This window comes from Streptomyces sp. NBC_01298, assembly GCF_035978755.1.
Classification (GTDB): Bacteria; Actinomycetota; Actinomycetes; order Streptomycetales; family Streptomycetaceae; genus Streptomyces.
Window position 1 is genome coordinate 6,355,926 of sequence record NZ_CP108414.1, and the last position, 25,706, is coordinate 6,381,631.

Consider the following 25,706-nt stretch of genomic DNA (forward strand, 5'->3'; position numbering starts at 1 on the left):
GGGCTTACGAGGCCTGCGGCGCTTGCGGTGTCTCCAGTGCCGGGTCGACCACCGACTCCCCCCGGGAGGCGCGGCGGACGGCGTCCGCGAGGTCCTCGACCGGGCCGTCGCGCAGGACCAGGCCGGCCGCGCCGGCGGCGAGGGCGGCCTCTGGCAGGCCGGGATGGGCGGAGCCCGTCAGGACCAGGACGCGGCATTCCGGATCCTCCGCCAGGAGCGCGGGGACGCGGTCCACCGACTCCGTCAGCGCCACCGCCGGGCGGGCCAGGGGCGAGGCCACGACCTCGATGTCCGGCTGGAGGCCGAGGAGGACCGCCAGGGCCGGGTTCGGGGGGTCCAGGAGCACCCGCAGGGATCGGGCGGGGCGCTGGGCAACGGGCATCTCATCCACCCGGCCAGGGTAGGGGCGAAGTGTCCCGTGCCAGCGCAACGCGCCGCACGCGAAGTGTGGCTGACAGATCGTCAGGAGTCTTCCCAAGTGCTGGGGCGTGCGTTATACATTCCTTCACCGGGCAACCTAGAACGCGTTCTAGAGTGCCGGGTCCCGCATACGACCTCGGTGCGGCCGACGGTGCGGACGGCCGCGCCGAGGTCTTCCACGGCACCGCGCTTCCGCACAGCAGGTGTCCCCCAGCAGGTGCCCCACAGCAGGTGCCCCAAAGACGGTGTTTCCAACACAGGGAGCAGCACGCCCATGCCGATCGATGCCGCCAAGGCCCTCGCCGCCGAACCCCGCAAGGGGAACATCGCCTGGGACCACAAGGACATCCAGCTCTACCACCTCGGACTCGGCGCGGGGACCTCCCCGAACAACCCCGGGGCCGCCACCGACCCCGACGAGCTGCGCTACACCCTGGAGTCCAAGCTCCACGTGCTCCCCAGCTTCGCGACCGTCGCGGGCGCCGGGATGGCCATGATGGGCGGCCTCGCCGCCCCGGGCATCGAGGTCAACCTCGCCAACGTGCTGCACGGCAGCCAGTCCATCGAGCTGCACCGGCCCATCCCGGTCAAGGGGGAGGCCGCCTCCACCGCCACGGTCGCCGCGGTCTACGACAAGGTCAAGGCGGCGGTGATCGTCCTGCGCACCGAGGTCGCGGACGCCGACGGGCCGCTGTGGACCTCCGACGCGTCGATCTTCGTACGCGGTGAGGGCGGCTTCGGCGGCGACCGCGGCCCCTCCGTCAAGGCCGAGCAGCCCGAGCGGGCGCCCGACCGGGTGGAGGAGCGGAAGATCCGCGAGGAGCAGGCGCTGCTGTACCGCCTCTCCGGCGACTGGAACCCGCTCCACGCGGACCCCGAGTTCGCCAAGATGGCCGGCTTCGACCAGCCGATCCTGCACGGCCTGTGCTCGTACGGAATGACCCTGAAGGCCGTGGTCGACACCCTCCTGGACGGCGACGTCTCCCGCGTCCGCGCCTACCGCACCCGCTTCGCCGGGATCGTCTTCCCCGGCGAGACCCTGCGGATCCGGATGTGGCAGGAGCCCGGCCGCGTCCTCGTCACGGTGAGCGCCGCCGACCGGGACGACGCGCTGGTCCTCGCCGACACCGTCGTCGAACACTCCTAACCCGTCACCCGTCAGAGACACCGTCAGGCAGACCGAAGGAGCCGCACCGTGCGCGCAGCACTGCAGAGCGAGATAGGCCAGGACAAGCTCGAGGTCGTCGAGGACATGCAGGCCGTGGGCTTCGGCCCCGGCAAGGTCAAGATCCGCGTCAAGGCCACCGGCCTGTGCCACTCCGACCTCTCCGCGATGAGCGGCGTCCTCCCGCAGCCCGCCCCCTTCATCCCGGGCCACGAGGGCTCCGGCGTGATCACCGACGTCGGTGACGGGGTCACCAGCCACAAGATCGGCGACCGGGTCCTGGTCTGCTGGCTCCCGCCCTGCGGGCACTGTCCCTCCTGCAAGCGCGGCCAGGGCCACCTGTGCCTGGAGGCCTTCGGCAACGTGGCCACCCCCAACTTCCAGCGCGGCGACAGCAGCATCTTCGGCTTCGCCGGCACCGGCACCTTCGCCGAGGAGATGGTGGTCCCGGCGGGCTGCGCCGTACCGATCCCCGACGACGTGCCCTTCGACATCGCCGCCCTGATCGGCTGCGGAGTCACCACGGGCCTCGGAGCCGCCATCAACACCGCGAAGGTGGAGGCCGGTTCCTCGGTCGCCGTCATCGGCTGCGGCGGCGTCGGCATCTCCGTCATCCAGGGCGCCAAGGTCCAGGGCGCCGCCCAGATCATCGCCGTGGACCCGGTGGCCTCCCGGCGCGAGGCCGCGCTGCGCTTCGGCGCCACCGAGGCGGTCTCCCCGGAGGAGTTCGCCGACGCCAAGAACCGGATCACCGCGGGCGAGGGCTTCGACTACGTCTTCGAGGTCGTCGGCAAGTCCGCGACCACCAAGACCGCCTACGACATGACCCGCCGCGGCGGCTCCGTCGTCGTGGTCGGCGCGGGCGCGCTCGACGACAACTACTCCATCAACATGTTCTCCCTCTTCTTCGACGAGAAGAAGATCCTGCCGTCGATGTACGGCGGCGGCGACGTGCTCCGCTCCTACGAGCGCACCATCGCGCTGTGGCGGGCCGGCCGGGTGGACCTGGCGGGCCTGATCACGCACCGCGTGCAGCTCGCCGAGATCAACGACGCGCTCGACCAGATGCGTACGGGCGTGGCCCTGCGCACCTGCATCGAACTCTGACCCGTTTCGAGAGGAACCGTACGGATGTCACTGCCACTTGAGGGACTCGTCGCCATCGTCACCGGGGCGGGCCGCGGCCTCGGCCGGTCCGAGGCGATCGAACTCGCCCGGCTCGGCGCGAGCGTGGTCGTCAACGACTTCGGGCAGCCCGGCCGCGACGGCTCCGGCGAGGCCTCGGCCGCTCCGGCGGAGGAGGTCGCGTCGGAGATCCGCGCCGCGGGCGGACAGGCGGTGGCGCACCTGGGCGACGTGGCCGACTTCGAGCAGGCGCGCGAGCTGGTCGAGCTGGCGGTGAACAGCTTCGGCAAGCTCGACATCCTGGTCAACAACGCGGGCATCCTGCGCGACCGGATGGTCTTCTCGATGTCGGAGCCGGAGTGGGACTCGGTCATACGGGTCCACCTCAAGGGCCACTTCAACACGACCCACTTCGCCTCCGTGCACTGGCGCGAACGCTCCAAGGCGGCGGGCGGACCGGTCTACGGCCGCATCATCAACACCTCCTCCGAGGCCTTCCTCGGCGGCTCGGCCGGCCAGCCCAACTACGCGGCGGCCAAGGGCGGCATCGTGGGCCTGACCACGTCCACCGCCCTGGCCCTCGCCAAGTACGGGGTCACGGCCAACGCCATCTGCCCGCGCGCCCGTACCCGTATGACCGAGGACGTCTTCGCGGGCTTCCAGGTCCCGGAGGAGGGCAAGCTCGACGCCCTCGCCCCCGAGCACGTCTCCCCGCTCGTCGGGTACCTGGCCTCCCCGGCCTCGGCCAAGGCCAACGGGCAGCTGTTCGTCGTCCACGGCGGCATCGTGGTCGTCATGGAACGCCCCAAGGTGGCAGCGAAGTTCGACACCACCAAGGAGTCCTTCTCCTACGAGGAACTCGACGAGGTCCTCACCCCGCACTACGACTCCCGCCCCGCGAACGAAACCTTCGCGGCGGCGGAAGTCCTCGGCCTCAAGCACGACGGCTGACACAGAGCCCGCGGGGCGGTGGGTCCTCGGGCCCGCCGCCCCGCAGGCGCGCCTGCCCTTACGGCGCCACTGCGAAGGCCAGCGGCCCGCGCAGGTCGGCGGGCTCCCGGTAGTGCACACCGGTCATCCCGAGCGCCACGGCGGCCTCGATGTTCTCCAGCCGGTCGTCGATGAACAGGCACCGCTCCGCGGCCGCCCCCGCCCGCCCGGCGGCGATCTCGTAGATCTCCCGGTCGGGTTTGGCCACGCCCACCCGGGCGCTGCTGACCACGTGATCGGCGAGGTCCGCCAGCCCCAGCGCTTCCAGGTCGTCCTCCAGGTCGAGGGTCGCGTTGGTGACCAGGACCAGGGGCGTGCCCGAGGCCAGTAGAAGCGGATCACGTTGTCGAGGTCGCAGAGGACCGCGTCGTAGGGCGTGGCGGTCGGCGCGGGGTCCGTCGTGGAGTTCGTCACCGGGCCTGGATAGCAGACGCCCGGACAGCGGGGGCGATCACCCCAAGGGGGCCTGCTGCAAGGGGACCGGGCGGGCGGGGGCCGGGGGGAGGGGGATGGGGTCCAGGCGGATCGGCGGGGGCGGGGAGAGCGGGAGGGCCATGCCCAGGAGGCCGCACGGGACGTCGGGGGTGGCGTACGGGAGGTGCAGGCGGCCCTGCGGGGTCCAGCGGCCCGTTCCGCCGAGCCAGCCGGCCGGGGCGCCGAGCCGGAACACGTGCCGGTCGGCGGGGCGCCACAGGGCGAGCCCCGCCACGGAGCCGCCGTAGCCGTCGCCGGCCTCGTCCACCCGGAGCGCCACCCCGCAGCTCTCCGGCATCAGCACCTGCCCCGGCTGCACCGCGAACGGCGTCGCCGTGGCCCCGACGGCCCGCAGGCACTCGGGGAAGCGCACCGGCCGGGCGCTGCCCAGCACCCCCCAGCCGAGCCGGGGTTCGCCCGGCGCGTCCGAGCGGATCAGCAGCAGCCCGCTGTCGGCGTCGGCCAGCAGCAGCCGGTCGTCGCTCGCCTCCGCGATCTGGAGCAGCGGCGAGATCTCCCCGCCCCGCCGCAGGTCCACGGCCACCGCCTTGGTCACCGGCCCGGCCGGGCCGTCCAGTTCGCGGTCCAGCGCCAGCAGTCGGCCGGTCCGGTCCAGCCAGACCCCGCCCGAGCACCGCCCCGGGATCCGGGCGACCCGCTCCGGCCCGAAGGGAACTCCGGCCACCTGCCAGACCGTGGTCGAGCTGGCCCCCACGGCCAGGGCGAAGGCCCCGTGCCCGTCGGGGGACGGGGGCAGCAGGGTGATCCGTACGCCCTCGGGCTCCGTACCGTCCTCCGGCGCGATCGCGCCGAGCTGCAGTTCCCCGGTCCGGGGCCCGGATCCCGCGGCGCCCCCGCCCGTCGGGTACAGCAGCGCGAAGGCGTGCCGCTCCGCCACCCGTCGGCGGATCAGCACCCGCCCGTCGGTCAGCGGCAGCACCTCGCTGTCGGCCTCCTCGGGCTGGGCGAGGGGCAGGGGCACCGCGTACGGCTCGGGCCCGGTCAGCGTCCAGCGCTCCGGGTAACGAGCCTCGCCGTCCCCGGCCAGCCGGGCGGCGTAGGACCCGTCGGCGGCGATGGTGAACGGGGTCGCGCTGGTCTTCTCGATGGCACAGACAGTCATCTGCGGACACCTCCGCCGAGGAAAGTAGTGATCGCGCTTCCCTTCGGACAACGCGACAATCCCCGCTTCACACATACGGGTGGCGGAGTGACGATTCAGCTGAGGTGGGGGAGGCGATTGTGCTGTGCGATATCGGGGTGTTTAGGGCGAGAGGGCTGGTTAGGTGTACCTAACCGCTTTTGCCGATCTTTCGGATCTTTCAGTGTTTCGCCCCCGCCCCGCCCCCGCCCCCTCCCCATCCTCAGGAGACGTTCCATGTCCCTCCGGCGCCGCGGAGTCGGGCAAGGAAGTCGCGGCCGGAGGCACCGAGAAGAAGGCCGCGGCCCAGGGCGGCAAGGACTTCACGATCCTGAAGGACTCCGGCATCCCGCGCCCGCGGAACCAGCAGGCCGAGGACCTCGCGGTGGAGGCCGGCGTCTACGGGGCCAAGGACAAGACGCCGGGCCGGGGCACATCAAGCAGATGGGGAGGCGTCCGCACTCCGAATTCCGGAACGGGGTCACCGACTCGGCCGGGCCCGCGTGGGTTCGGTCGGCGGCCGTCGAGGGCGGGACCGTTGGGGGGAGGCTGGTCCTGATGGTGCCGGTCGCCACGGACGGTAGCCTTGGCCTGTGCCCCGTCTCTCTGAAGTCATCGCCGCGCTGGACGCTCTGTGGCCCCCCTCGCGGGCCGAGGCGTGGGACGCCGTCGGGACCGTCTGCGGCGACCCCGACGCCGAGGTCTCCCGGGTCCTGTTCGCCGTCGACCCCGTCCAGGAGATCGTCGACGAAGCGGTGAAGCTGGGTGCCGACCTGCTCGTCACCCACCACCCCCTCTACCTGCGGGGCACCACCACCGTCGAGGCCGGCACCTTCAAGGGCCGCGTCGTGCACACGCTGATCAAGAACGACATCGCGCTGCACGTCGCCCACACCAACGCCGACACCGCGGACCCGGGCGTCTCCGACGCCCTCGCCGGCGCCCTCGACCTGCGCGTGACCGGCCCGCTCGTGCCCGACCCGAGCGACCCCAAGGGCCGCCGCGGCCTGGGCCGGCTCTGCGAACTGGACCGGCCCGAGACCCTGCGCGAGTTCACCGCGCGCGTCGCCGCCTGGCTCCAGCCGACCGCGCAGGGCATCCGGGTGGCCGGCGACCCCGACGCGATGATCCGTACGGTCGCCGTCAGCGGCGGCTCCGGCGACAGCCTCTTCGCGCAGGTCCGGGCCGCCGGTGTCGACGCGTACGTCACCGCCGACCTGCGCCACCACCCGGTGTCCGAGGCCCGCGAGCAGAGCCCGCTCGCCCTCGTCGACGCCGCCCACTGGGCCACCGAATGGCCCTGGTGCGAGCAGGCCGCGGCCCAGCTCGACGCCATCTCCGAGCGCAACGGCTGGGGTCTGCGGACCCACGTCTCGCGCACGGCCACAGACCCGTGGACGGCGCACGCGCCGTCCGTGACATCCCCTTCGACGTCGTCTTCGACGTCCCCTTCCCTCCCTGGAGCCCCCAACTGAACGCCGAGCCCGCCGACCAGATCCGACTTCTCGACGTCCAGGCCCTGGACGTCCGGCTGTCTCAGCTGACCCACAAGCGCAAGATGCTCCCCGAGCACGCCGAGGTCGACTCGCTGACCAGCGACCTGGCCCAGCAGCGCGACTTCCTCGTCGCCGCCCAGACGCAGGCCACCGACGCCGCCCGCGAGCAGACCAAGGCCGAGCAGGACGTGGACCAGGTGCGCCAGCGCGCCGCCCGCGACCAGTCCCGCCTGGACACCGGCGTCGGCATCTCCGCCCGCGACCTGGCCAACCTGCAGAGCGAGGTCGTCTCCCTCGCGAAGCGCCAGGGTGACCTGGAGGACGTGGTCCTGGAGGTCATGGAGCGTCTGGAGGGTGCGCAGGAGCGCGTCACCGAACTCACCGACCGGGTCGCCTCCCTGGAGACCAAGCTCGTCGACGCCACCGCGCGCCGCGACGCCGCCACCGGCGAGATCGACGCCGAGCTCGCCGGCATCGCCAAGGACCGCGAGGTCATCGTCACCACGATGCCGGCCGCGCTGATCGCCCTGTACGAGAAGATCCGCGTGAAGCAGGGCGGCGTCGGCGCCGCCCGCCTGTCGCAGCGCCGCTGCGAGGGCTGCCGCCTGGAGCTCGACCTCGCCGAGGTCAACGAGATCAAGGCCGCCGCCCGCGACCAGATCGTCCGGCACGAGAGCTGCGGCCGCATCCTGGTCCGCATGGCCGACTCGGGCATCTGATGCCGCGGTTCGTTGTGGAAGCCGACGGCGGCTCCCGGGGCAACCCGGGGCCCGCCGGGTACGGCTCCGTCGTCCTCGACCCGGTGACGGGCGAGACGCTGGCCGAGCGCGCGGAGTACATCGGCGTCGCGACGAACAACGTGGCCGAGTACAAGGGCCTCATCGCCGGGCTGAAGGCCGCCCGCGAACTGGACCCGGACGCGGTGGTCCTCGTACGCATGGACTCCAAGCTCGTCGTCGAGCAGATGTCGGGCCGCTGGAAGATCAAGCACCCGGACATGAAGCCGCTCGCGGCGGAGGCGGCGAAGGTCATGCCGCGCGCGCAGGTGACGTACGAGTGGATCCCGCGCGAGAAGAACAAGCACGCGGACCGGCTCGCGAACGAGGCGATGGACGCGGGCAAGCGCGGCAAGCAGTGGGAGCCGGCGAACTCCTCGGCCGCCCTGGACGCCTCGGCGGCCCGCACCCTGGCGACCCCGCCTCCGGCGGGCCCCGTGGGCGATGCCGCGGCGGGCGCCGCGGCCGTCCGCGCGGCCCTCGCCTCCGGCGCTGGTACGCGGACCCGCGCGGGCGCGGCCGCGGGCGGCGCGAGCCCCGCCTCCGCCCCGGCCGGGGCGGACACCCTCTTCGGGGACTTCCCCGAGACGGCGGCGGCTGCGCACCACCAGACCCAGGCGGCCCCGACTGCCGGGCAGCACACGACCGGCCCGGCCACCGGCACTGCCGCTGCTGCCACCGGCTCCGGCTCCGGCGCGGGTGCCGACAGCGCCACCGGCACAGCCCCCGCCTCGGCCGTCGCCACCGGCAGCGTCCCCGCGGCGGGGCAGGGCTGGGGGCCCGGCATGGGGCCGCCCGCCACCTTCGTGCTGCTGCGCCACGGTGAGACCGCGCTGACCCCGCAGAAGCGGTTCTCCGGCAGCGGCCGAGGCAGTGACCCGGAGCTCTCCGAGGCGGGCCGCCGCCAGGCCGCCGCCGTCGCGGAGTCGCTCGCCGCGCGCGGCACGATCGAGACGGTGATCAGCTCCCCGCTGCGCCGCTGCCGGGAGACCGCGCAGGCGGTCGCCGACCGGCTCGGGCTCACCGTCACCGTCGAAGAGGGCCTGCGCGAGGTTGACTTCGGCGCGTGGGAGGGGCTGACCTTCGCGGAGGCGCGCGAGCGCCACCCCGAGGACCTCCAGGCGTGGCTGGACTCCCCGAAGGCCGCCCCCACGGGCGGCGGCGAGAGCTTCGCCACGGCCACCCGCCGCATCTCGGCGACCAGGGACCGGCTGCTCGCCGAGCACGCGGGCCGCACGGTGCTCCTCGTCTCGCACGTGACCCCGGTCAAGATCCTGGTCCGCCTCGCCCTGGGTGCCCCGCCGGAGGCGCTGTTCCGCATGGAGCTCTCGGCGGCCTCCCTGTCGGCGGTCGCCTACTACGCCGACGGCAACGCCTCGGTCCGCCTCCTGAACGACACGTCCCACCTCCGCTGAGCCACCGGCCCGGCCGTACGACCAGGCCCCCCGCCCCGACCGGGCGGGGGGCCTCGCCGTAATCCCCGAGCCGCGGCGCTCCGCCGTTTGGTAGAACGGGGTCGCGTGAGGACAGCAGGAGGAGGGGCCGCCCGTGCAGCCGTACCCGTCCGGCTTCCGGTAGCACCCCCCCAGGAAGGCCCTGGGGTGCGACTGGAGGCTCTCCGTGTCCCGCACCGCCCACCACATTCCGCCCGAGCGCACCCCGTACGCCGCGCGGCGGCGCGCGGAGCGCCACGCCCGGGCCCCGCACCACACCGGGTTCAGCGGTCCCTGGCGCCGCGTAGATCTGCGCACCCTGCGCTACTGCGCCGCCGAGCTCCGCACCGCGGCGCAGGAGGGCCGGCGCCCGCGTCCGCGGGAGATCCGGCGCGCCTTCGACAGCTGGCGGTACTGCTGCGCCTTCGGGGGATCCCTGTCCGAGGCCGCCAACCTCGCCGAGCGCGCCGCCCGCGCCCGGGCCCGTACGGCCTGTCGGGCCGCGCTCCACGACCCCGAGACGGTCGTCGAGCCCTACCGGCCCCGCTACGGGGCCCACTGGGAGGCCTGACCGCAGGTGCGGGGTACGACGAAGCCCCCGTACCCGAACGAACGGGAAAGCGGGGGCTGTTCGACGGCAGACGAGCCGGCCTGTACGCCGGGTTCTGTCGCCCGGTGACCTCGCGGTCGCCGGGGAGACGGCCATCCATCTAGGACCGGCGTTGCCGCCGGTCTCGTGCGGTCTACCCGCGAACTCGGGCGGGCAGCCCTCGAACGTTCGCGCAGGGCCTGCCGTCCGAAAACGGCCGACCCCTCTTGACCTTGCTCCGGGTGGGGTTTACCTAGCCGCCTGAGTCGCCTCAGGCGCTGGTGGTCTCTTACACCACCGTTTCACCCTTACCGGGGGCCGAAGCCCCAGGCGGTCTGTTTTCTGTGGCACTGTCCCGCGGGTCACCCCGGGTGGCCGTTAGCCACCACCCTGCCCTGTGGAGCCCGGACGTTCCTCGGCGGGATCCGGGGATCCCGACGCGGCCGCCCGGCCGACTCGTCTGCCGTGTCGACCATGGTACCTGCACTGTGTAAGCGCTTGACCTTGACGCAGCGGCAAGGTTTCTACTGGGCTCATGCGCATCGGAGAGATCGCCGCGCTCGTCGGGGTCACCACCCGGGCGATCCGGCACTACCACCACGTCGGCCTGCTCCCCGAGCCGGACCGGCGCCCCAACGGCTACCGCGCCTACAGCGTGCGCGACGCCGTCCGGCTGGCCCGGGTGCGCCGGCTGACCGAGCTCGGGCTCAGCCTCGACGAGGTGCGCGACGTGCTCGCGGACGACGCGGGGCGCGAGCTCGCCGAGGTGCTGGCCGAGCTCGACACCGACCTCGCCCGCCAGCAGGCCGAACTGGCCGAGCGCAGGCGGCGCCTCGCCGTCCTGCTCGCCGCTCCGCCCGGGGAGGCCGAGCCGGTCTCGCCCGCGCTCGCGGAGCTGCTCGCCAAGGCGCCCGCGACGGCCTCGCCGTCCGCCGCGCTCGACCGGGAGCACCTGGGCCTGCTGGACGCCTCGGGCGCCGTGGGGGAGGAGCTCTACGCCGTGCTCGGGACGGTCGCCGCCGATCCGTCCGTGCTCGCGCTGTACGAGCGGCTCGACGAGCTCGCCGACGCGGAAGCGGACGATCCCCGGATCGGGCCGCTCGCCGCGGAGCTGGTGGCCGCGGTGCCCGCCGAGGCGGTCGCGGCGGTGACGGAGGGGACGACGCAGAGCGGCGGTGGGCCGCAGGAGATGCCGGGCTTCCTCGAGGCCCTGCTCGCCGAGTACGCCCCGGCGCAGGCGGAGGTCGTCCGCCGGGTGATGGGGGCCTTCACGGACACCTGGGCCACGCAGACGAAGCAGATGAAGCAGATGAAGCAGATGAAGCAGACGGAGAGGGGCCGGGAATGAGCGCGATACGCGCGGCACGGATCGGGGTGGCCGCGGTGCTCCCCATGGAGCTGGCGCTGGTGGTGTGCCTGGCGGCCGGGGTGCGCCCGCCCGGCTGGGCCCTCGCCGTCGCCGAAGCGGTGGTGCTGGGGGTCCTCCTGCTGGAGGCGGGCGTCCTGTACTCCCTGTACGCGGCCTCCCGCGCCCGCGGCGCCGACCCCGCCGCGGCCCGCCGCGAGGCCGTACGGGCCGTGGTCCCCGTCCCCGTACGCCGCCTCGTGCTCCACGAGCTGCGGGCCTCCGCCGCCCTGGCCCGGTGGGCGCTGCGGCGGCCCCCGCACGGGGTGCGGCCCGCAGACCACGCGGCCCCGTACACCGGGCCGCAGACGGCCATGATGTACGGGCTGGTGTTCGTGTCGCTGATCGAGACCGTGGCGCTGGCCTTCCTGATCCCCTGGCCGGCCGTCCACCGCGTGGTGCTCGTCCTCGACGTGTACGGGGTGCTGCTGATGCTCGCGCTGCACGCCGCCTGCGTCACCCGGCCGCACGTCGTGCGCCCCGACGGGACCCTGCGCATCCGCTACGGAGCCCTCTTCGACCTGACCGTCCCGCCGGACGCGGTGGCCTCGGTCCGGGTGGACCGGCGCTACCCCGAGGGGCGGCTCGTCAGCCTCTCCGAGGACGGGGTGCTCGACCTGATCGTCGGCAGCCAGACCACGGTCACCGTGGAACTGGCCCGGCCGCTCGCCTTCCGCCGCCCCCTCGGCGCCCGCGCCGAAGCCCGTGTCATCCGCTTCCACGCGGACGAACCCCGCGCGCTCGTCGAGGCGCTTCGGCAGCCCGCACCCCCGTGACGGGCTGCCGCGGCGCCGACGGTGTCCGCCGAGCGTGACAAGCCCGTCCGCGCCTGTCTTGTCGAAATCGGCACGGGCCGAGAACGGAGGCTAGCGGACCAGCCCGAAGGTCGTGGCCGCCATCGCCGCGCCCACCGCGGCGCCCGCGATGACCTGGGCGAGGGTGTGGTCCTTCAGCTCGACCCGGGACCAGCCGACGACTGCGACCAGCGGGTAGGCGAGCAGCAGCCAGGGCCCGTAGGTCATCGCGAGCATGGCGACGCTCCCGGAGGAGACGGCCGCGTGCACGCTGATCTTCCAGGCGGGGGTGACGGCGAGCAGGGCCGCGAGGGTGACCAGCATGGCCGCGATCAGCGCGATCATCGTGCGGGGCGAGCCGAGGAGCGCCATCAGCACGATGCCGGTGGCGACCGAGCCGATGATGAACACCATGACGACGATGCGCTGTTGCCGCTGGCCGACGTGCCGGTCGGCCCAGCGGCCGCGCCGGATGCCGTACTTGATGAAGGCCAGCGGGATGACGGCGGCGAACAGGCAGCCGAGGAGTCCCCAGCCGATCCCGGCGAGGCCGGCGGTGTGCCAGCCGATCAGGAGGGTGTCGAGGATGATCCAGGTCTTGGGGTCGAGCCCGTCGGTGATCAGACGGGCAGACCGGGACTCGGTGGGCCCGGGGTCGAGCGCGGTGGTCATGCGGTGGCCTCCTGGCCGGTCTCGGTGAGGAACGCGTCGGCCACGGAGGAGTGGTAGATCCGGGCGAGCTGGATGAGGCGCAGTACTTCGGTGGCGAAGTCGAGGTCGTCGATCCCGACGGCGGTCCCCGGCTCCTGGGCGCCGCGCGGCGGCAGGACGCCGCGGGCCTTGGCCTCGCGGGCCGCCCGCATCCGCAGGGCTTCGGCCGCCGGGCTCGTCGCCGGGTCGAAGCCGGCCTCCAGGGCCGCGCGGTGCGCGCGCTCGCGGACCTCTTGGGCGGTGTAGGCGTCCAGGGTGAGGGCGGCGTCGCGGATCTCGATAACCCGGCGGTACAGCCGCAGGCGCGGACTGCGCAGGAGGCCGGTCTTCAGGACGATGTCGGGGGAGACCGCGGTCAGGTCCTGCCAGAGCGGCTGGAGTTGCCGGTGGTGGCGGCCGTCCTGGACGGTGCGCCAGGCCACGCCGAAGGCGGGGATGCTGCTCCCGATGAGGATGAAGCCGATCGCCAGGTACTTCAGCGCGTCGGTGACGCCTTCGACCGCGATGTCGCTGGTCTCGTCCGTGAGTCCCACGAGGCGGCTCGCGATGTACCCGGCCCGCAGCAGGGTGTAGAGCACGCCGACGGCGGTCCCGATGCCCATGAGGCGGACGCCGGTCCGCAGCCACAGGGCGCTGGCGTGCCGGGCGCTGCCCCAGAAGAGCCCGGTGGCGGTGGCCATGGCGATGCCGAGGTAGACGACGAAGAGGAGGTAGTAGACCGTGGCCCAGCCGTTGCCGGCCGTCTCCTCGAAGAAGTCGGTCATTTCGTGGGGCCGTGGCACGAAGAAGGCGAAGAGCACCCCCATGGCCGTCATCGCGGTCAGGGCGGCGTAGTGGCGGACCCGCAGCCGACGGCCGGTCTCCGGGCGGGCGATGGCGACGACGAAGTCGACGACGGCGCCGGCCGCGATCATGCCCAGCCAGTGCTTGACGAGGGTGGAGAGGTTGTTGACCCCCGCCCAGTCGTCCAGGGTGCGCATCACGCCGGGGAGGCGGAGCGTCATGGAGACGGTCAGGGCGGCGAACGCCGCCCACAGGGCCCTCTGTTTGACCGACCGGACGGCTGAGGGGGCGCGCCAGAGCGTCACGGTCCAGAGCATGACCAGGATGGCGATTTCCAGGTGTTTCACTTCACGACCACGTGTTTCGAACGGGGTGCCCGAGGGCGTCATGGAGGCGTACGAGACGGTCCTCGGCCTCACTGTCGGTGGAGGTCGACTGCGTCGTGTGATAGCGCCCGGCCCGCTCGTGGATGAGCGTGGCCAGGGTCTCCGCCTGCCGCTCCTGCGGGCTGGCGAACTTGCTCCGCCCCATGAGGTGCGCCAGGCGGTCGATGTCGAGGCCGAGTTCCTCGTCGATCGATTCGGTCCTGCGCGCCACGCTCCGGATCCGGGCGGCCTCGGTGCGGATGATCGAGGCCACGGGCAGCTCGGGCCGGTCGATTCCGGAGACGGCCGTGTGCGTACGCGTCAGCAGGCGCTGGAAGTGTTCGGAGGCCCGGGCGATCTCCCGCTCCGAGGGCTGTTCGGGGATGTCGAGTTCGGGAGCGACATGGCCGAGCAGCATGTGCGAGATCTCGTGGAGGACGATCTGCACCTTGAGGATCTCGGCCGCGACGGCGTCGTAGAAGACGAGGTCGGCGACGTCCAGTCCGAGCCAGATCCCGCAGGGCAGGGCCGGGTCGGGGGGTCCGTCGAGGGGCAGCAGGATCAGCGGCCGGCCGCGCTGTGCGGCGATGCCCTCGCAGAAGGCCTCCAGATCGAACGGCCGGGGGATGACGAGCCGGTCCGCGACGGCGGCGCACTCCGCGTCGGCACGCTTCCACCAGCGCATGGTCGCCCTCCCCGCCGCTCGTCGCCCGGTCCGCACACCTGATCGGGTTTGAGGGTAACCGGAAGCACAGCAAGGGCTAAGGGGCGGCCGATCGGTGGCCGGAATATGGCTACCGGGGTGGAGCGCGTGGCCGATTCGCGCCTCAGGACTCCCCTTCGCGCGTCAGGATTCCTTGCCGCGACGGCGGCGGGGCTTCACATCCGGAAGCCCTTCGGCCTTCCGGAGCTGCTTGATCAGGCCGGTCACGGAGCGCATGGACCCGGCGGACAGCCCGCTCAGCCGGAAGGCCGCGGCCTTCACCTGCTCGTCCTCCAGGACCTGGGCGAACTCGTCGGCCGCCGCGGCCTTGCCCATCTCCTCGCGCAGCCGGGCGATCCGTTCCTCGATCCGCTGCTCGATCACCTGGGCGTTCTCGCCGTCGGCCAGGTACCCGACGGTGACGCCGAAGAAGTTGGCGATCGCGCGGATCGAGTCGATGCCCGGATTCGGGTTGTTGTTCAGGCGGATGGTCTGGACCGTGCCGTGCGAGACGGAAGGCCCGGACAGCTTCTTGGTGCCCTCGGCGATCTCTTGGTACGTGTACGGGCCCCGGCCGGCCGGGTGGATCGTCTCGATCAAGAAGCCGAGGCGGTCACCCATGGTGTCCCGCCGGCCGGTGGGGGTCTCCTCACCCATCACCGTCACTGCTCCCGTCTGCCCGTCCGCTGCTGGATCGTGTAGTCCAGTACTAAATCATCACCGGCATTATCTACCTGCCTAGATGGCTTTCGCCACACAGTGCAACGAATTCCGTCTACCCAGCTAGCGGACCCGTGGGAATGTGACCCACGCCATATTGCCCGCAGGGCGCCCCGCAGAGCCTTGACAGGGCGTGTGTACGGCGGCGTATCTTCGTCCAGCCGTCTAGCGCACTAGATGGATCGGCACTCAAAAGCTCGACGCACCGTGTCTAGCCGACTGAGTGGCCGAGCCGGTGGGCGAAGGCGGATGAGGAAGGGGCGCGGGCGCCGTCACGGCGTCCGGCTCCGGGTGCGGGGCCGCGTGCGGGGCGCTCGCTCGCGGGCTGAGGTACGGGGGTCCTCAGCCCGGGGCGGGCGAACCGCTCGCCGAGGGGAGCCGACGCCCGTCGGCGGGGCCCGGTGGAATCCAACGGGGGAGCCGCCGCCGGGCCGCGCGGTCCGGCCCCGACCCGGGACGCGATCCAAGGCGCGTCCCGGGTCGCGATGCGGGGCTTGGTCCGGGGTTTGGTCCGGGCCCCTAGTCGGTCAGCATCACGCTGCTGACCCGGCCCCGCATCCGGTCCAGGACCGAACCCGGTGCCAGCCCGCCGCGCAGCAGGACGAACCGGGACGGGGGCAGCCCCGTCATCGCCTTCACCTCGCGGCTCAGGTGCGCCTGGTCGTGGTAGCCGCACACGGCCGCCACCTGCGCGGCCGCCGTTCCCGCCGCCAGCAGCCGCAGCGCGTGCTGCAGTCGGAACACCCGGGCCATGGCCTTGGGGGAGAGGCCCACCTGCTCGCGGAACCGTGCCCGTACGGTACGGGCGCTCCACCCCGTCGCGGCGCTCACCCGGGTCAGGGAGCGGGTGTCGGCCCAGAGCCCGGAGAGGGCTCCGACGACCTCGGGCGCGCAGGAGGGGCCGGCGTCGAGCCGGGCGCAGAAGAGGGCGTCCAGCAGGGCGAACCGCTCCGTCCAGGAGGGGAGCGCCTGGAGCCGTTCGGTGAGGTGGTGGCCCTGCCGTCCGAGCACCTCCACCAGATCCACGTGGGCGTCCTCGAAGTGCCACATGGGGACGCCGAAGAGCCGGTAGCAGCCCTGCGGGGTCATGTTCACCTCCAGCCCGTGCACCACCCCCGCGTGCATTCCGATCGCCGGCACCGTGCGCGGGCCGCTGATCATGGCCCGGGCGGCCGGCCGCAGTTGGGCCGCGGCGAGGTTCTCCGTACGGGAGACCCACAGGCCCTCGGAGAAGCTGAACACCAGCGTCACGCAGCCGGTGGGCAGCTCCAGGCGGCGTCTCGGGGTGGTGAACTGGGTGTGGAAGCCCGTGTAGTTGATGATGAGCGGCCGCAGCGCGGGGGCCGGCTGCCGGCGGCGCGCCGATCGGCTTCCCGGGGTGGTGGCGGGCAGGGTGCGTACGTCGAAGGCGTCGATCGAGCCCATGGCCGTTTGCTCCTCCCGCTGTTGCGCGGCCGGTGATACCGCGCGGTCGGCCGATGATGGCAGGTCGCCGGGCTCGATGTCAGGATGCGTGCATGACAGAGATCATCAAGGGGGGAAACCTTCCGCTGGGCGGTGAGCCGATGCGCGTCGCCGTCGTACGCCGCGACGGCGGGCCCGGCTCGCCGGCGGTCGACGCGGCCGCGCTTCTGGTCGGGGCGGGCGGCAAGGTCAGGGGCCGGGGCGACCTGGTGTTCTACAACCAGCCCGAGCACGCGGCGAGCGCCGTACGGCTGTTGGGCGACGCCCGGGGGGACGGCGGGGTCACCGCCGACTGGCTGGAGATAGACCCCGGCCGCGTCGAGCCGTCGGTGGAACGGATCGTCGTCGCGGCGTCCTGTGACGGCGGGGCCTTCGGGGAGGTCGCTGATCTGTACCTGCGGGCGGTCTCCGAGGCCACCGGGGAGCAGCTCGCGCTGTACGCCGTGGAGGGCGCCACGACGGAGACCGCGATCCTGCTCGGCGAGTTCTACCGCAGGGACGGGGGATGGAAGTTCCGCGCGGTGGGGCAGGGCTACGCGTCCGGACTGCCGGGCCTGGCCGCCGACTTCGGCTTCACGGTGCCCGAGGACCCCGAGGGACCCGAGGACCCCGAGGGACTCGAGGACGGCGAAGACCGCGAGGAGGAGGAGCCCGCCACGGCGCCGTTCCCCGACCGGCTCCCGCTCCCGCCGCCCCTGCCGGAGCCCGCGGCGCCGGCCGTTCCCGCGGCCGTGCCCGCGCCGCCGGCCTTCCGGCTCCCGCCGGCGGAGTCCGCGCCGCAGCTGTCCGACGGCGTGGAGAAGACGACCGGCCCCGCCTCGACCGGCCCCGCCCCGGTCGCCGCCGCCCCGGCCGCCGCCGTGCCGGGCGAGGTGCCGTCGGGGCGGCGCAACGCGCTCCCCGCCGAGTTCGGGAAGGAGTTCCCGGAGGTCCGCTACTCCGGCCGGGGCCGCGAGGTCATCGAGGTCGACACCCGGCTTCCGCGCGGTTTCGTGGTGGTCGACCTGGTGAAGGAGGCCGAGGGGTACGTGCACGTCAACGTCCTGGACCGCGGCTCGGACCACGGCAGGCAGATCATGGTCAGCGTGCTCGACGACCTGCGCGGCCGGACCGTCTTCCGCCACGGGGGCAAAGCCGCGATCCGGCTGGAGGTGGACACCTACCTGTGCGCGTGGACGATCACCCTGCGCCCGGTGACGGTCGTCCACGAGCTCGACGAGCGGATCGAGGGACGCGGACCGGACGTACTGGCCTACTCCCGCTCCATCGACCACATCAAGGTCGGGAACCTCGGCAGGGGGGACGAGCGGGGCTACATGACGGTCCATGCCGTCCGGAACAACGACAACCGCGAGCTGGTCTTCGAGCGCGAGAGCCGCGGCCGCAACACCGTCGAGGTGCCCATGAGCCCGCGCCTCCTGGTGATCGACGCCCCCGGCGCCTGGTCCGTGGAACCCACCGAGCTGAGCGCCATCGGCTTCTGGATCCGCAACCGCTGACCACTGACCGCAGCCCGGGAACCAGGCGAGGCGTCCCCAGCGATGCCCCGCCCCGGACGCGGCGGCCGCCTAGCCTAGGCCGGAGCGAAGAGCACCTTCGCCCGTCCCGGGTCCGCCTCCGTCAGCCGGACCCGGATCCGTTCGCCCAGCGGGAGCTCCGCCGACGTGGACTCCACGCGGCCGATCACCGCGGGCTCCTCCAGGTGGACCGTGCCGACCAGCGGCTCCCGGTCCTTGACATCGATGACCATCGCCTCGAAGGTCTCGCCGACGCGGTCCTTGAGCAGCGCCGCCTCCACCAGGTCCACGGACTCCCGCTCCGCCGAGTTCGCCAGCCGGGTCCCGTCCGCCATCTCCTTCGGCAGGGCATCGAGCGCTTCCAGCGCCCACCCGGGGGGTTCGGTTCCCGCCACGGCGGCCACGCACAGCTCGCCCGTGTACCGGTCGACGAGCCGGCGCAGCGGCGCGGTGCAGTGGGCGTACGGGGCCGCGACCGCGGCGTGCAGGACGGGGTCCGGGGTCTCGCCGCCGGTGAAGACCGTGTACCCGGCGCCGCGCAGCAGGGACGTGCACTCCTGGAGGAAGGCGGCGTGGGCGGGCCGGTGCGGATCGAGCCCGCGCACGAGCTGCGCGTACGGGACGTGGTGCGGCCAGTCGATCCGCAGGGCCTTCGCCGCCCGGCGCAGCCGCCCGACGGCTCCGTCGGGAGCGGTCGGCAGCGTCCGTAGGATGCCCGCCCCGGCGGCGAGCATCAGGTCGGCGGCGGCCATGCCGGTCATCAGGGAGATCTGCGCGTTCCAGCCGTCGGCCGGGAGCGGGGCCCGGTAGGCCAGGCTGTACGAGCCCTCGTGCTCGACGATCTCCTGCTCGGGCACGTTCAGCGAGATCCCCCCGCGCTCCGCCTCCAGGGCCTCGCGCAGCCGCCCGATGTCCTTCAGCAGGGCGAGCGGTTCCTCGGCGGTGCCCGCGTCGATGGCCTTCTGGACGCCGTCGTAGTCGAGTTTGGCCCGGCTGCGCACGAGCGCGCGGCGCACGTCGGTGCTCTCCACCCGTCCCTCGGCGTCCAGGTCGAGGCGCCACAGCAGGGCCGGGCAGGTCTGGTCCGGGAGCAGGCTGGCGGCGCCCTCCGAGAGCACGGCCGGGTGCAGGGGGACCTTCTCGTCGGGGAAGTAGAGGGTGGTGACCCGGCGGTGGGCCTCGGCGTCGAGGGCGCCGCCGGGGGTGACGTAGGCGGCGACGTCGGCGATGGCGTAGTGGACGCGGTAGCCGCCGGAGGCCCGCTTCGCCAGGTGCATGGCCTGGTCCAGATCGCGCGAGGCCGGCGGATCGATCGTGAAGAAGGGGATGTCTGTGGCGTCGGAGTCCGGCAGGCGGGGGCCGCGCACCGCCCGCTCTGCCTCGGCGAGTACGGGCGCCGGGAACTCCTCCGGCACCTCCAGCTTCGTCCTCAGTTCACGCAGCGCGGCCCGCAGAGCAGCCCCGTCTGCGCCGGTCATGATCATGTGACGGCGTGGCATGAGCCGAGCCTATGGCCGGTGGGCCCGGGCGGCACGGCGAGCCGTCTACCCTGGTCGGGGGCCGCACCCCCGTCGCTGTGCCGTGCCCGTCGAAGGAGAACCACCGTGCTCGTGCTGCTGCCGCCGTCCGAAGGAAAGGCCGCCGGCGGCTCCGGCGCACCGCTGAAGCCGGAGACGCTCTCCCTGCCGGGGCTGGCCGCGGCCCGGGCGGCGGTGCTGGAGGAGCTGGTCGAGCTGTGCGTGGGCGACGAGCCGAAGGCCCGCGAGGTGCTCGGCCTGAGCGAGGGCCTGCGCGGTGAGGTCGCCAAGAACGCGGAGCTGCGGACGGCGGTCGCCCGCCCGGCCGGGGAGATCTACACGGGAGTCCTGTACGACGCGCTGGGCCTTTCGACCCTCACGCCGGCGGCGGCGTCCCTGGCCGCGGAATCCCTGCTGGTCTTCTCGGGCCTGTGGGGAGCGGTCGGCGTCGCGGACCGCATCCCCTCCTACCGCTGCTCGATGGGGGTGAAGCTGCCGGGGCTGGGGGCGCTGGGCGCGTTCTGGCGCGAACCGATGGCCTCGGTGATGCCGGAGGCGGCGGGCGACGGCCTGGTCCTGGACCTGCGGTCCTCGGCGTACGCGTCGGCTTGGAAGCCGAAGGGGGAGGTGGCGGGGCGCACGGCCACGGTCCGGGTGCTGCACTCCCAGATGGTGGACGGGGTCGAGAAGCGGTCGGTGGTGAGCCACTTCAACAAGGCCACCAAGGGCCGCCTGGTCCGCGACCTCCTGTCGGCGGGCGCGGTCCCCGCGACCCCGGCGGAGCTGGTGACGTGCCTGCGCGACCTGGGCTTCACGGTGGAAGCGCAAGCGCCGGCCAAGGCGGGCAAGGCCTGGGGGCTCGACGTGGTGGTCACCCAGATCCACTGACCAGGGCTGCGGGTGGGCCGGTGCCGGTGCCGGCGCCGGTGCTGGCGCCGGGGGGCGGGGTCAGTCCGCGCACGCGGTTCGGTCTCGCCCTGCGCCGGCCGGCGCGGGGCGGCCTCGAAGCGTCGGACCGGCGGGATCCCGCCCGGCGGGATCCCGCGGCGAGGCAGGCGGGACTTTGCGGAGACGCCCTAGCGGCCCAGGGGCCAGGCGACCGTGGCGGGGGTGTGGTCCGACGCGCCGGCGTAGGTGGCGCAGGCGTCCGTGAGGGTTTCCAGAAGGGTCAGCGGATCGACGAGCGGGTGCTCCATGCCGCGGAGCCAGGACACCGCGAGGTCACCGGGCAGTGCGGCCGGCGGTACCAGGACGTAGCTGCCCCGGCAGTGCCAGCGCAGCCCGGGGTGCTCGTCCATCGTCTCGGGGTGGCAGTCCAGTTCGCAGGGCCACCACTCGTCCTCGTCCTCGGGCGTGCCCCGGGTCGCGGTGAAGAAGAGCATGCGGGCCTGGTCGCCCGTACCGCCGGACTCGGCGACCGGTCCGACCTCGACGCCGGCGGCCAGCAGGCGTTCCAGCGCGCTGTGCCCGGCTTCGAGGGGGACGTCCAGGACGTCGTGGACCATGCCCGTCGCGGTGATGAAGTTGGCCGCGGGCTGGTTGCGGGCCCAGCGTTCGACCTGTGCGCGGTCCGTCGTGGACTGCGTCTGCCAGGCGAAGGAGATGGGGTGCCGCGCGGGCGTCGGACAGCCGATCCGGTCGCACGAACACCGGTAGCCGGCCGGATGCGCGGCGGGCGAGATCGGCAGACCCGCGGCGGCCACGGCCAGGAGCAGGGCTTCGCGTTCGCGCGCGGGGTCCTCGGCGTCGGGTTTGGGCTTGCGGCGCAGCCACTGGGAAATCCTGCTCTGCTCGCCGCGTTTGACACGGCCCGACTCAGACCCCATCTATCCCCTCACCTACACCGTTGCCCCGGTAGACCCTCACATGTTCCCACCATCCTGGGCGCCGGGTGACCGCACCCCCCGACCAGGGCCCCCACACAACCACATAAATCGGCCATATGTTCTCGGCCATCAAGAGGTCATGACTTATCCCACCCGGCCCTGCCCCCGCCCAGCACCGCGTCCACCAGCGCGTCCGCGTACGCGTGCGTGAGCGGCGCCGTGCGCAGCAGCCAGCGGTAGGTCAGAGGTCCGAGCAGCATTTCGACGGTCAGCCGCAGGTCGGTGTCCGGCGGGAGCTGCCCGGCCTCGCGGGCCGACCGCAACCGCTCCTCGTACAGCGCGAGCTGGGGTTCCAGCAGCTGCTCCGTGAAGCGCGCCCCCAGCTCGGGGTCGGTGGCACCGGCCGCCATCAGGGCGCGCGCGGGGGCCGCGTACCGCTCGTCGGCGAACTCGTCCACCGTCGCCCGCAGTACGTACTTCAGGTCGGCGCCCAGGTCCCCGGTGTCGGGGAAGCCGGTCCACGCCCCGCCGGAGCTCGCGTCACCGGCGAGCGCGACCGAGGCGTCCAGCAGCACCGCGGCCTTCGACGGCCACCAGCGGTAGATCGTCTGCTTGCCGACTCCGGCGCGGGCGGCGATGGCCTCGATGGTCAGCTTGTTGTAGCCGACCTCCCCCACCAGTTCGAGCGCCGCGTCCAGGATGGCCCGCCGCGAGCGGTCGCTGCGGCGCGTGGCGTCCGGAGACCGGGGGGCGGCGGGGCCGGGACCGGGGTCGGAACCGGCGGCGGGGAGGGGGCTGGAGCTCATTTCGGCAACTTATCAACTCCGACCCGCTCGACTTTCAGCCGTTCGGGAAACCACCCAATCAGTTCACTGCGCGGTTCCCGCCGAGGAGGGACGATTCTCTTCTCATCACCGTGAGGAGCCTTCGTTGCGCAGAGACGCCACACCCCGGCGTTACCTGATGTGCCCACCCGCGCACTTCAAGGTCACGTACTCGATCAACCCGTGGATGGACCCCACGAAACCGGTGGACCTGCCCCTGGCCATGGCCCAGTGGGAGGACCTCCGAGACCGCTACGTGGCCCTGGGCCACACCGTCGAGACCCTCGTCCCCGACCGGGGACTGCCCGACATGGTCTTCGCGGCGAACGGCGCCCTCGTCGTCGACGGCCGGGTGCTGGGCGCGCGGTTCGCCTACCCCGAGCGGGCCGCCGAGGCGGAGATCCACCTCGACTGGTTCCGCGCGAACGGCTTCCAGGACGTTCACGAGCCGTCCCACGTCAACGAGGGCGAGGGCGACTTCGCCGTCACCGCCACCTATCTCCTGGCCGGCCGGGGCTTCCGCTCCAGCCCGCTCTCGCACGACGAGGCCCAGGAGTTCTTCGGCCGTCCGGTCATCGGTCTCGACCTGGTCGACCCGCGCTACTACCACCTGGACACGGCCCTGTCCGTGCTCGACGGCGACGAGATCATGTACTACCCGGACGCCTTCTCCGCGGGCAGCCGGGCCGTACTGCGCCGGCTCTTCCCCGACGCGCTGATCGCGCGGGCCGAGGACGCGGCGGCCCTCGGGCTCAACGCGGTCTGCGACGGCCGGAACGTACTGCTCCCGCAGGAGGCGACCGGACTCCTCGCCCCCCTGCGGGAGCGGGGGTTCGAACCGGTCCCCATGGACCTGGGGGAGCTGCTCAAGGGCGGCGGCAGCGTGAAGTGCTGCACGCAGGAGCTGAGGCCCTAGCCGGCCGCGCCTCCGGACGAGGGGCCTGGGCCTTCCACGGGCTCAGGCCCCTACGGACTAAGCCTCCTACGGGCTCGGCCTCCTACGGACTAAGCCTCCTGCGGGCTCGGCCTCCGACGGGCTCAGGCCCCCTGCGGGGGCGGCCACTCCTGGCCCCAGTCGGCGTCCCGGGCGGCCTTGTACAGGTCCCCGTGGCGCTTGGTCACGTTGACCTTGGTCTGCCCCTCGGCCTCGGGTCCGCACAGCTCCAGCAGGACCAGCCCCTTGCGGAGCTGCGGCCGGCGCGTGATCCGGGCCGCGGCCGGCTCCACCGGGAAGCGGGTGGCGGCCACGTAGCTGAACTTCTCGTCCTCGTAGGACAGGGAGCCGCCCTTGACCTGACGGTGCAGGGAGGAGCGGCTGACCCGCGCCGAGAAGTGGCACCAGTCCTTGCCGACCTGGATCGGGCAGGTCCCGTCGTGCGGGCACGGGGCGGCGACCCGGAACCCGGCCTCGATCAGCCGGTCGCGGGCCTCGCGGATGCGCAGGTACCCCTCCGGCGTGCCCGGCTCGACCACCACCACGGCCTGACCGGCGCGCGCCGCCTCGGCGACGACCTCGCTGCGGGCCTCGGGGGTCAGTTCGCCCAGGACGTAGGAGACCGTCACCAGGTCCGCCGCGGGGAGGGCCATCCCCGCCCCGATGACGCTCTGGCGCCACTCGGCGGCCCGCAGGGTGGCGGAGGAGGAGGCCGCGGCCAGCTCCTTGCCGAGCACCAGGGCCGGGTCCGCCCAGTCCAGTACGGCCGTCTCGCGCGGCCCGCCCCAGACGGAGTCCGCCGCCCAGGCCGCGGCTCCCGTGCCGCCGCCCACGTCCACGTGCGAGGCCGGGGACCAGCCCGGGGCCGCCTCGGCGAGCCCGTCCAGGGCGGACCGTACGGCCTCGAAGGTGGCGGGCATCCGGTACGCCGCGTACGCGGCCACGTCGGAGCGGTTGCGCAGGACCGGGGTGTTGGTCGGGATCTGGCCGCGGTAATTGGCGATCAGCCGTTCCACGGCGGCCGTGGCCTGCTTCTGCGGGAGGCCTTCGAGCAGCCCGGCGAGGGCGCTGCGCAGGGTTTCGGCGGTGGTGGTGGCGGTGTCGTTCACCCGCCAAGTTTACGGGGCTGGGGACGGGTCCGGACCGGGGCCGAAGCCCCGGTCCGGACCCGGACGGTCAGCTCGCCGTCGAGCTCGCCGTCGTGGTCGCCTTCGCCGTCGGCGGGCTGGTCCGCCACGGGCGGCACAGGGCGACGAAGCAGAGGACCGCGAGGAAGGAGCAGGTCGCCTGGACCAGGGCCATGGGTACCGCCGTGTCCTCGCCCGCGATGCCGACCAGGGGGGAGGCCACGGCTCCGACCAGGAAGGAGGAGGTGCCGAGCAGGGCGGAGGCCGAGCCGGCCGCGTGCGGGGCGCGCATCAGGGCCTGCGCGTTGGTGTTGGGCAGGACCAGGCCTATCGCGGACATCAGGACGAACAGTCCGGCGCAGATCGCGAAGAGCCCGACCTCGCCGAAGACCCCGGCGGTCATGAGGAGCAGGGCGACCGAGGCGGCCGTGATGACCGCGAGCCCGCACCCCAGGACCTTGTCCATGCTGACCCGGCCGACCAGCAGCTTGCCGTTGATCTGGCCGACCGCGATCAGGCCGAGGGAGTTGACGCCGAACAGCAGGCTGAAGGTCTGGGCCGAAGCCCCGTAGATCTCCTGCACGACGAACGGCGAGGCGGAGATGTACGCGAACAGCGACGCGAAGGCGAAGCCGCCGGCCAGCGTGTAGCCGGCGAAGACGCGGTCGGCGAACAGTCCGCGCATGGTCCGCAGCGCGGCGCCGACGCCGCCGGTCTGGCGCCGCTCGGGCGGCAGGGTCTCGTCGAGCTTCCGCCAGACCAGGAGGGTCAGCAGGGCCCCCACGACGGTGAGGACGACGAACACCCCGCGCCAGTCGGCGAAGCGCAGCACCTGGCCGCCGATGAGCGGGGCGATGATCGGCGCCACGCCGGATATGAGCATCAGGGTGGAGAAGAACCGGGCCATCTCGACCCCGTCGTACAGATCGCGCACGACGGCCCGCGCGATCACGATCGCGGCCGCGCCGGCCAGGCCCTGGAGCAGCCGGAAGGCGATCAGCAGCTCGACGGTCGGGGCGAAGGCGCAGATGGCGGTGGCGAGGACGTAGACGACCATGCCGATGAGCAGGGGGCGGCGGCGGCCCCACTTGTCGCTCATCGGGCCGATCACCAGCTGGCCGAGCGCCATGCCGGCGAGGCAGGCGGTGAGGGTGAGCTGGACGGTCGCGGCCGGGCTGTTCAGGGCGGTGGTCACCGTCGGCAGGGCCGGCAGGTACATGTCCATGGACAGCGGGGGCAGGGCGGTGAGTCCGCCGAGGACGAAGGTGACGAGCAGTCCCGTCCGGCGGGCGGCCGTCAGGGGAGGTGCGGTGGTGAGGGGGGAGGGAATCGCGGGCGACGAGTCCTTCGAGGGCGCTGTCGCGTGGCCTCGCTCCGGCATACGGAACTCCAGTCTTCTTATCGTGT

General features: G+C 73.2%; 23 protein-coding genes, 1 other RNA gene and 2 pseudogenes. 12 read left to right on the forward strand and 14 right to left on the reverse strand.

The window, feature by feature from the left end:
• Nucleotides 1-4: 4 nt before the first annotated feature.
• Nucleotides 5-382 carry a response regulator gene (locus OG730_RS28890; RefSeq protein WP_327309462.1) on the reverse strand — a complete coding sequence of 126 codons (378 nt, stop codon included), beginning with the start codon at nt 380-382 and terminating at the stop codon, nt 5-7.
• Between the two features lie 312 nt (nt 383-694).
• Between OG730_RS28890 and OG730_RS28895 the strand changes: the two genes are divergently transcribed.
• The 3 genes from OG730_RS28895 to OG730_RS28905 are packed head-to-tail and all read left to right on the forward strand — an operon-like array spanning nt 695 to nt 3,661.
• Nucleotides 695-1,567 carry an enoyl-CoA hydratase ChsH3 gene (locus OG730_RS28895; RefSeq protein WP_327306975.1) on the forward strand — a complete coding sequence of 291 codons (873 nt, stop codon included), beginning with the start codon at nt 695-697 and terminating at the stop codon, nt 1,565-1,567.
• A gap of 48 nt (nt 1,568-1,615) precedes the next feature.
• Nucleotides 1,616-2,692: a Zn-dependent alcohol dehydrogenase gene (locus OG730_RS28900; RefSeq protein ID WP_243330408.1), complete on the forward strand. Its 1,077-nt coding sequence runs from the start codon at nt 1,616-1,618 to the stop codon at nt 2,690-2,692.
• A gap of 24 nt (nt 2,693-2,716) precedes the next feature.
• Nucleotides 2,717-3,661: a 3-oxoacyl-ACP reductase gene (locus tag OG730_RS28905; protein ID WP_327306976.1), complete on the forward strand. Its 945-nt coding sequence runs from the start codon at nt 2,717-2,719 to the stop codon at nt 3,659-3,661.
• A 58-nt stretch (nt 3,662-3,719) separates the two neighbouring features.
• On the opposite strand, the pseudogene OG730_RS28910 reads toward OG730_RS28905, so the two are convergent.
• Nucleotides 3,720-4,013, reverse strand: a pseudogene (locus tag OG730_RS28910) (HAD-IA family hydrolase); the annotation flags it as partial.
• Nucleotides 4,014-4,151: 138 nt separating this feature from the next.
• A complete protein-coding gene (locus OG730_RS28915) occupies nt 4,152-5,297 on the reverse strand; it encodes a hypothetical protein (RefSeq protein WP_327306977.1) in 1,146 nt (381 codons plus the stop codon).
• 611 nt (nt 5,298-5,908) lie between these two features.
• Between OG730_RS28915 and OG730_RS28920 the strand changes: the two genes are divergently transcribed.
• The 4 genes from OG730_RS28920 (at nt 5,909) to OG730_RS28935 (ending at nt 9,591) form a co-directional block, all read left to right on the forward strand.
• Complete coding sequence (locus OG730_RS28920; protein WP_327306978.1) at nt 5,909-6,790, forward strand: Nif3-like dinuclear metal center hexameric protein; 882 nt, start codon at nt 5,909-5,911, stop codon at nt 6,788-6,790.
• On the forward strand, nt 6,787-7,530 hold the full coding sequence (locus OG730_RS28925; protein WP_327309463.1) for a zinc ribbon domain-containing protein: 744 nt from the start codon (nt 6,787-6,789) through the stop codon (nt 7,528-7,530). The genes OG730_RS28920 and OG730_RS28925 overlap by 4 nt, the downstream gene beginning before the upstream one ends.
• Nucleotides 7,530-9,002 carry a bifunctional RNase H/acid phosphatase gene (locus OG730_RS28930; RefSeq protein WP_327306979.1) on the forward strand — a complete coding sequence of 491 codons (1,473 nt, stop codon included), beginning with the start codon at nt 7,530-7,532 and terminating at the stop codon, nt 9,000-9,002. Before OG730_RS28925 ends, OG730_RS28930 begins: the two co-directional genes overlap by 1 nt.
• A gap of 205 nt (nt 9,003-9,207) precedes the next feature.
• Nucleotides 9,208-9,591 (forward strand): hypothetical protein, encoded by a 384-nt coding sequence (locus OG730_RS28935; RefSeq protein WP_327306980.1) that lies wholly within the window; start codon nt 9,208-9,210, stop codon nt 9,589-9,591.
• A 67-nt stretch (nt 9,592-9,658) separates the two neighbouring features.
• On the opposite strand, the gene rnpB is transcribed toward OG730_RS28935, so the two are convergent.
• Nucleotides 9,659-10,068: RNase P RNA component class A (rnpB, locus tag OG730_RS28940), an RNA gene on the reverse strand.
• A 76-nt stretch (nt 10,069-10,144) separates the two neighbouring features.
• Between rnpB and OG730_RS28945 the strand changes: the two genes are divergently transcribed.
• Nucleotides 10,145-10,957, forward strand: coding sequence for a MerR family transcriptional regulator (locus tag OG730_RS28945; RefSeq protein WP_327306981.1), 813 nt, complete (start codon nt 10,145-10,147; stop codon nt 10,955-10,957).
• Complete coding sequence (locus OG730_RS28950) at nt 10,954-11,790, forward strand: hypothetical protein (RefSeq protein ID WP_327306982.1); 837 nt, start codon at nt 10,954-10,956, stop codon at nt 11,788-11,790. Before OG730_RS28945 ends, OG730_RS28950 begins: the two co-directional genes overlap by 4 nt.
• A gap of 90 nt (nt 11,791-11,880) precedes the next feature.
• Here the strand turns inward: OG730_RS28950 and OG730_RS28955 are convergent, their stop codons facing one another.
• The 5 genes from OG730_RS28955 to OG730_RS28975 all read right to left on the reverse strand — a co-directional run bounded on the left by OG730_RS28955 (nt 11,881) and on the right by OG730_RS28975 (nt 16,515).
• Nucleotides 11,881-12,480 carry a hypothetical protein gene (locus OG730_RS28955; RefSeq protein ID WP_327306983.1) on the reverse strand — a complete coding sequence of 200 codons (600 nt, stop codon included), beginning with the start codon at nt 12,478-12,480 and terminating at the stop codon, nt 11,881-11,883.
• Nucleotides 12,477-13,649: an MAB_1171c family putative transporter gene (locus tag OG730_RS28960; protein ID WP_327306984.1), complete on the reverse strand. Its 1,173-nt coding sequence runs from the start codon at nt 13,647-13,649 to the stop codon at nt 12,477-12,479. Before OG730_RS28960 ends, OG730_RS28955 begins: the two co-directional genes overlap by 4 nt.
• A 1-nt stretch (nt 13,650) precedes the next feature.
• Nucleotides 13,651-14,352 carry a hypothetical protein gene (locus tag OG730_RS28965; protein ID WP_327306985.1) on the reverse strand — a complete coding sequence of 234 codons (702 nt, stop codon included), beginning with the start codon at nt 14,350-14,352 and terminating at the stop codon, nt 13,651-13,653.
• A gap of 162 nt (nt 14,353-14,514) precedes the next feature.
• Entirely contained in the window at nt 14,515-15,027 is a 513-nt protein-coding gene (locus tag OG730_RS28970; protein ID WP_327306986.1) for an XRE family transcriptional regulator, read from the reverse strand.
• 582 nt (nt 15,028-15,609) lie between these two features.
• Nucleotides 15,610-16,515 (reverse strand): helix-turn-helix domain-containing protein, encoded by a 906-nt coding sequence (locus OG730_RS28975; RefSeq protein ID WP_327306987.1) that lies wholly within the window; start codon nt 16,513-16,515, stop codon nt 15,610-15,612.
• A 92-nt stretch (nt 16,516-16,607) separates the two neighbouring features.
• Here OG730_RS28975 and OG730_RS28980 point away from each other — a divergent pair, with 92 nt between their 5' ends.
• Nucleotides 16,608-18,053, forward strand: coding sequence for a TerD family protein (locus tag OG730_RS28980; RefSeq protein ID WP_327306988.1), 1,446 nt, complete (start codon nt 16,608-16,610; stop codon nt 18,051-18,053).
• Nucleotides 18,054-18,127: 74 nt separating this feature from the next.
• Here the strand turns inward: OG730_RS28980 and OG730_RS28985 are convergent, their stop codons facing one another.
• Nucleotides 18,128-19,570 carry an RNB domain-containing ribonuclease gene (locus tag OG730_RS28985; RefSeq protein ID WP_327306989.1) on the reverse strand — a complete coding sequence of 481 codons (1,443 nt, stop codon included), beginning with the start codon at nt 19,568-19,570 and terminating at the stop codon, nt 18,128-18,130.
• A 105-nt stretch (nt 19,571-19,675) separates the two neighbouring features.
• On the opposite strand from OG730_RS28985, the gene yaaA reads away from it, so the two are divergent.
• On the forward strand, nt 19,676-20,476 hold the full coding sequence (gene yaaA / locus OG730_RS28990) for a peroxide stress protein YaaA (RefSeq protein ID WP_327306990.1): 801 nt from the start codon (nt 19,676-19,678) through the stop codon (nt 20,474-20,476).
• A gap of 188 nt (nt 20,477-20,664) precedes the next feature.
• Here yaaA and OG730_RS28995 read toward each other — a convergent pair whose 3' ends face one another.
• Nucleotides 20,665-21,414: a bifunctional DNA primase/polymerase gene (locus OG730_RS28995; protein ID WP_327306991.1), complete on the reverse strand. Its 750-nt coding sequence runs from the start codon at nt 21,412-21,414 to the stop codon at nt 20,665-20,667.
• Nucleotides 21,415-21,551: 137 nt separating this feature from the next.
• Nucleotides 21,552-22,220 carry a TetR/AcrR family transcriptional regulator gene (locus OG730_RS29000; protein ID WP_327306992.1) on the reverse strand — a complete coding sequence of 223 codons (669 nt, stop codon included), beginning with the start codon at nt 22,218-22,220 and terminating at the stop codon, nt 21,552-21,554.
• A gap of 115 nt (nt 22,221-22,335) precedes the next feature.
• On the opposite strand from OG730_RS29000, the pseudogene ddaH reads away from it, so the two are divergent.
• A pseudogene (gene ddaH / locus OG730_RS29005) lies at nt 22,336-23,154 on the forward strand (dimethylargininase); the annotation flags it as partial.
• 122 nt (nt 23,155-23,276) lie between these two features.
• Here the strand turns inward: ddaH and OG730_RS29010 are convergent.
• A complete protein-coding gene (locus tag OG730_RS29010) occupies nt 23,277-24,281 on the reverse strand; it encodes a small ribosomal subunit Rsm22 family protein (RefSeq protein ID WP_327306994.1) in 1,005 nt (334 codons plus the stop codon).
• Nucleotides 24,282-24,348: 67 nt separating this feature from the next.
• Nucleotides 24,349-25,680 carry a Bcr/CflA family multidrug efflux MFS transporter gene (locus OG730_RS29015; protein ID WP_327306995.1) on the reverse strand — a complete coding sequence of 444 codons (1,332 nt, stop codon included), beginning with the start codon at nt 25,678-25,680 and terminating at the stop codon, nt 24,349-24,351.
• Between the last annotated feature and the right edge of the window lie 26 nt (nt 25,681-25,706).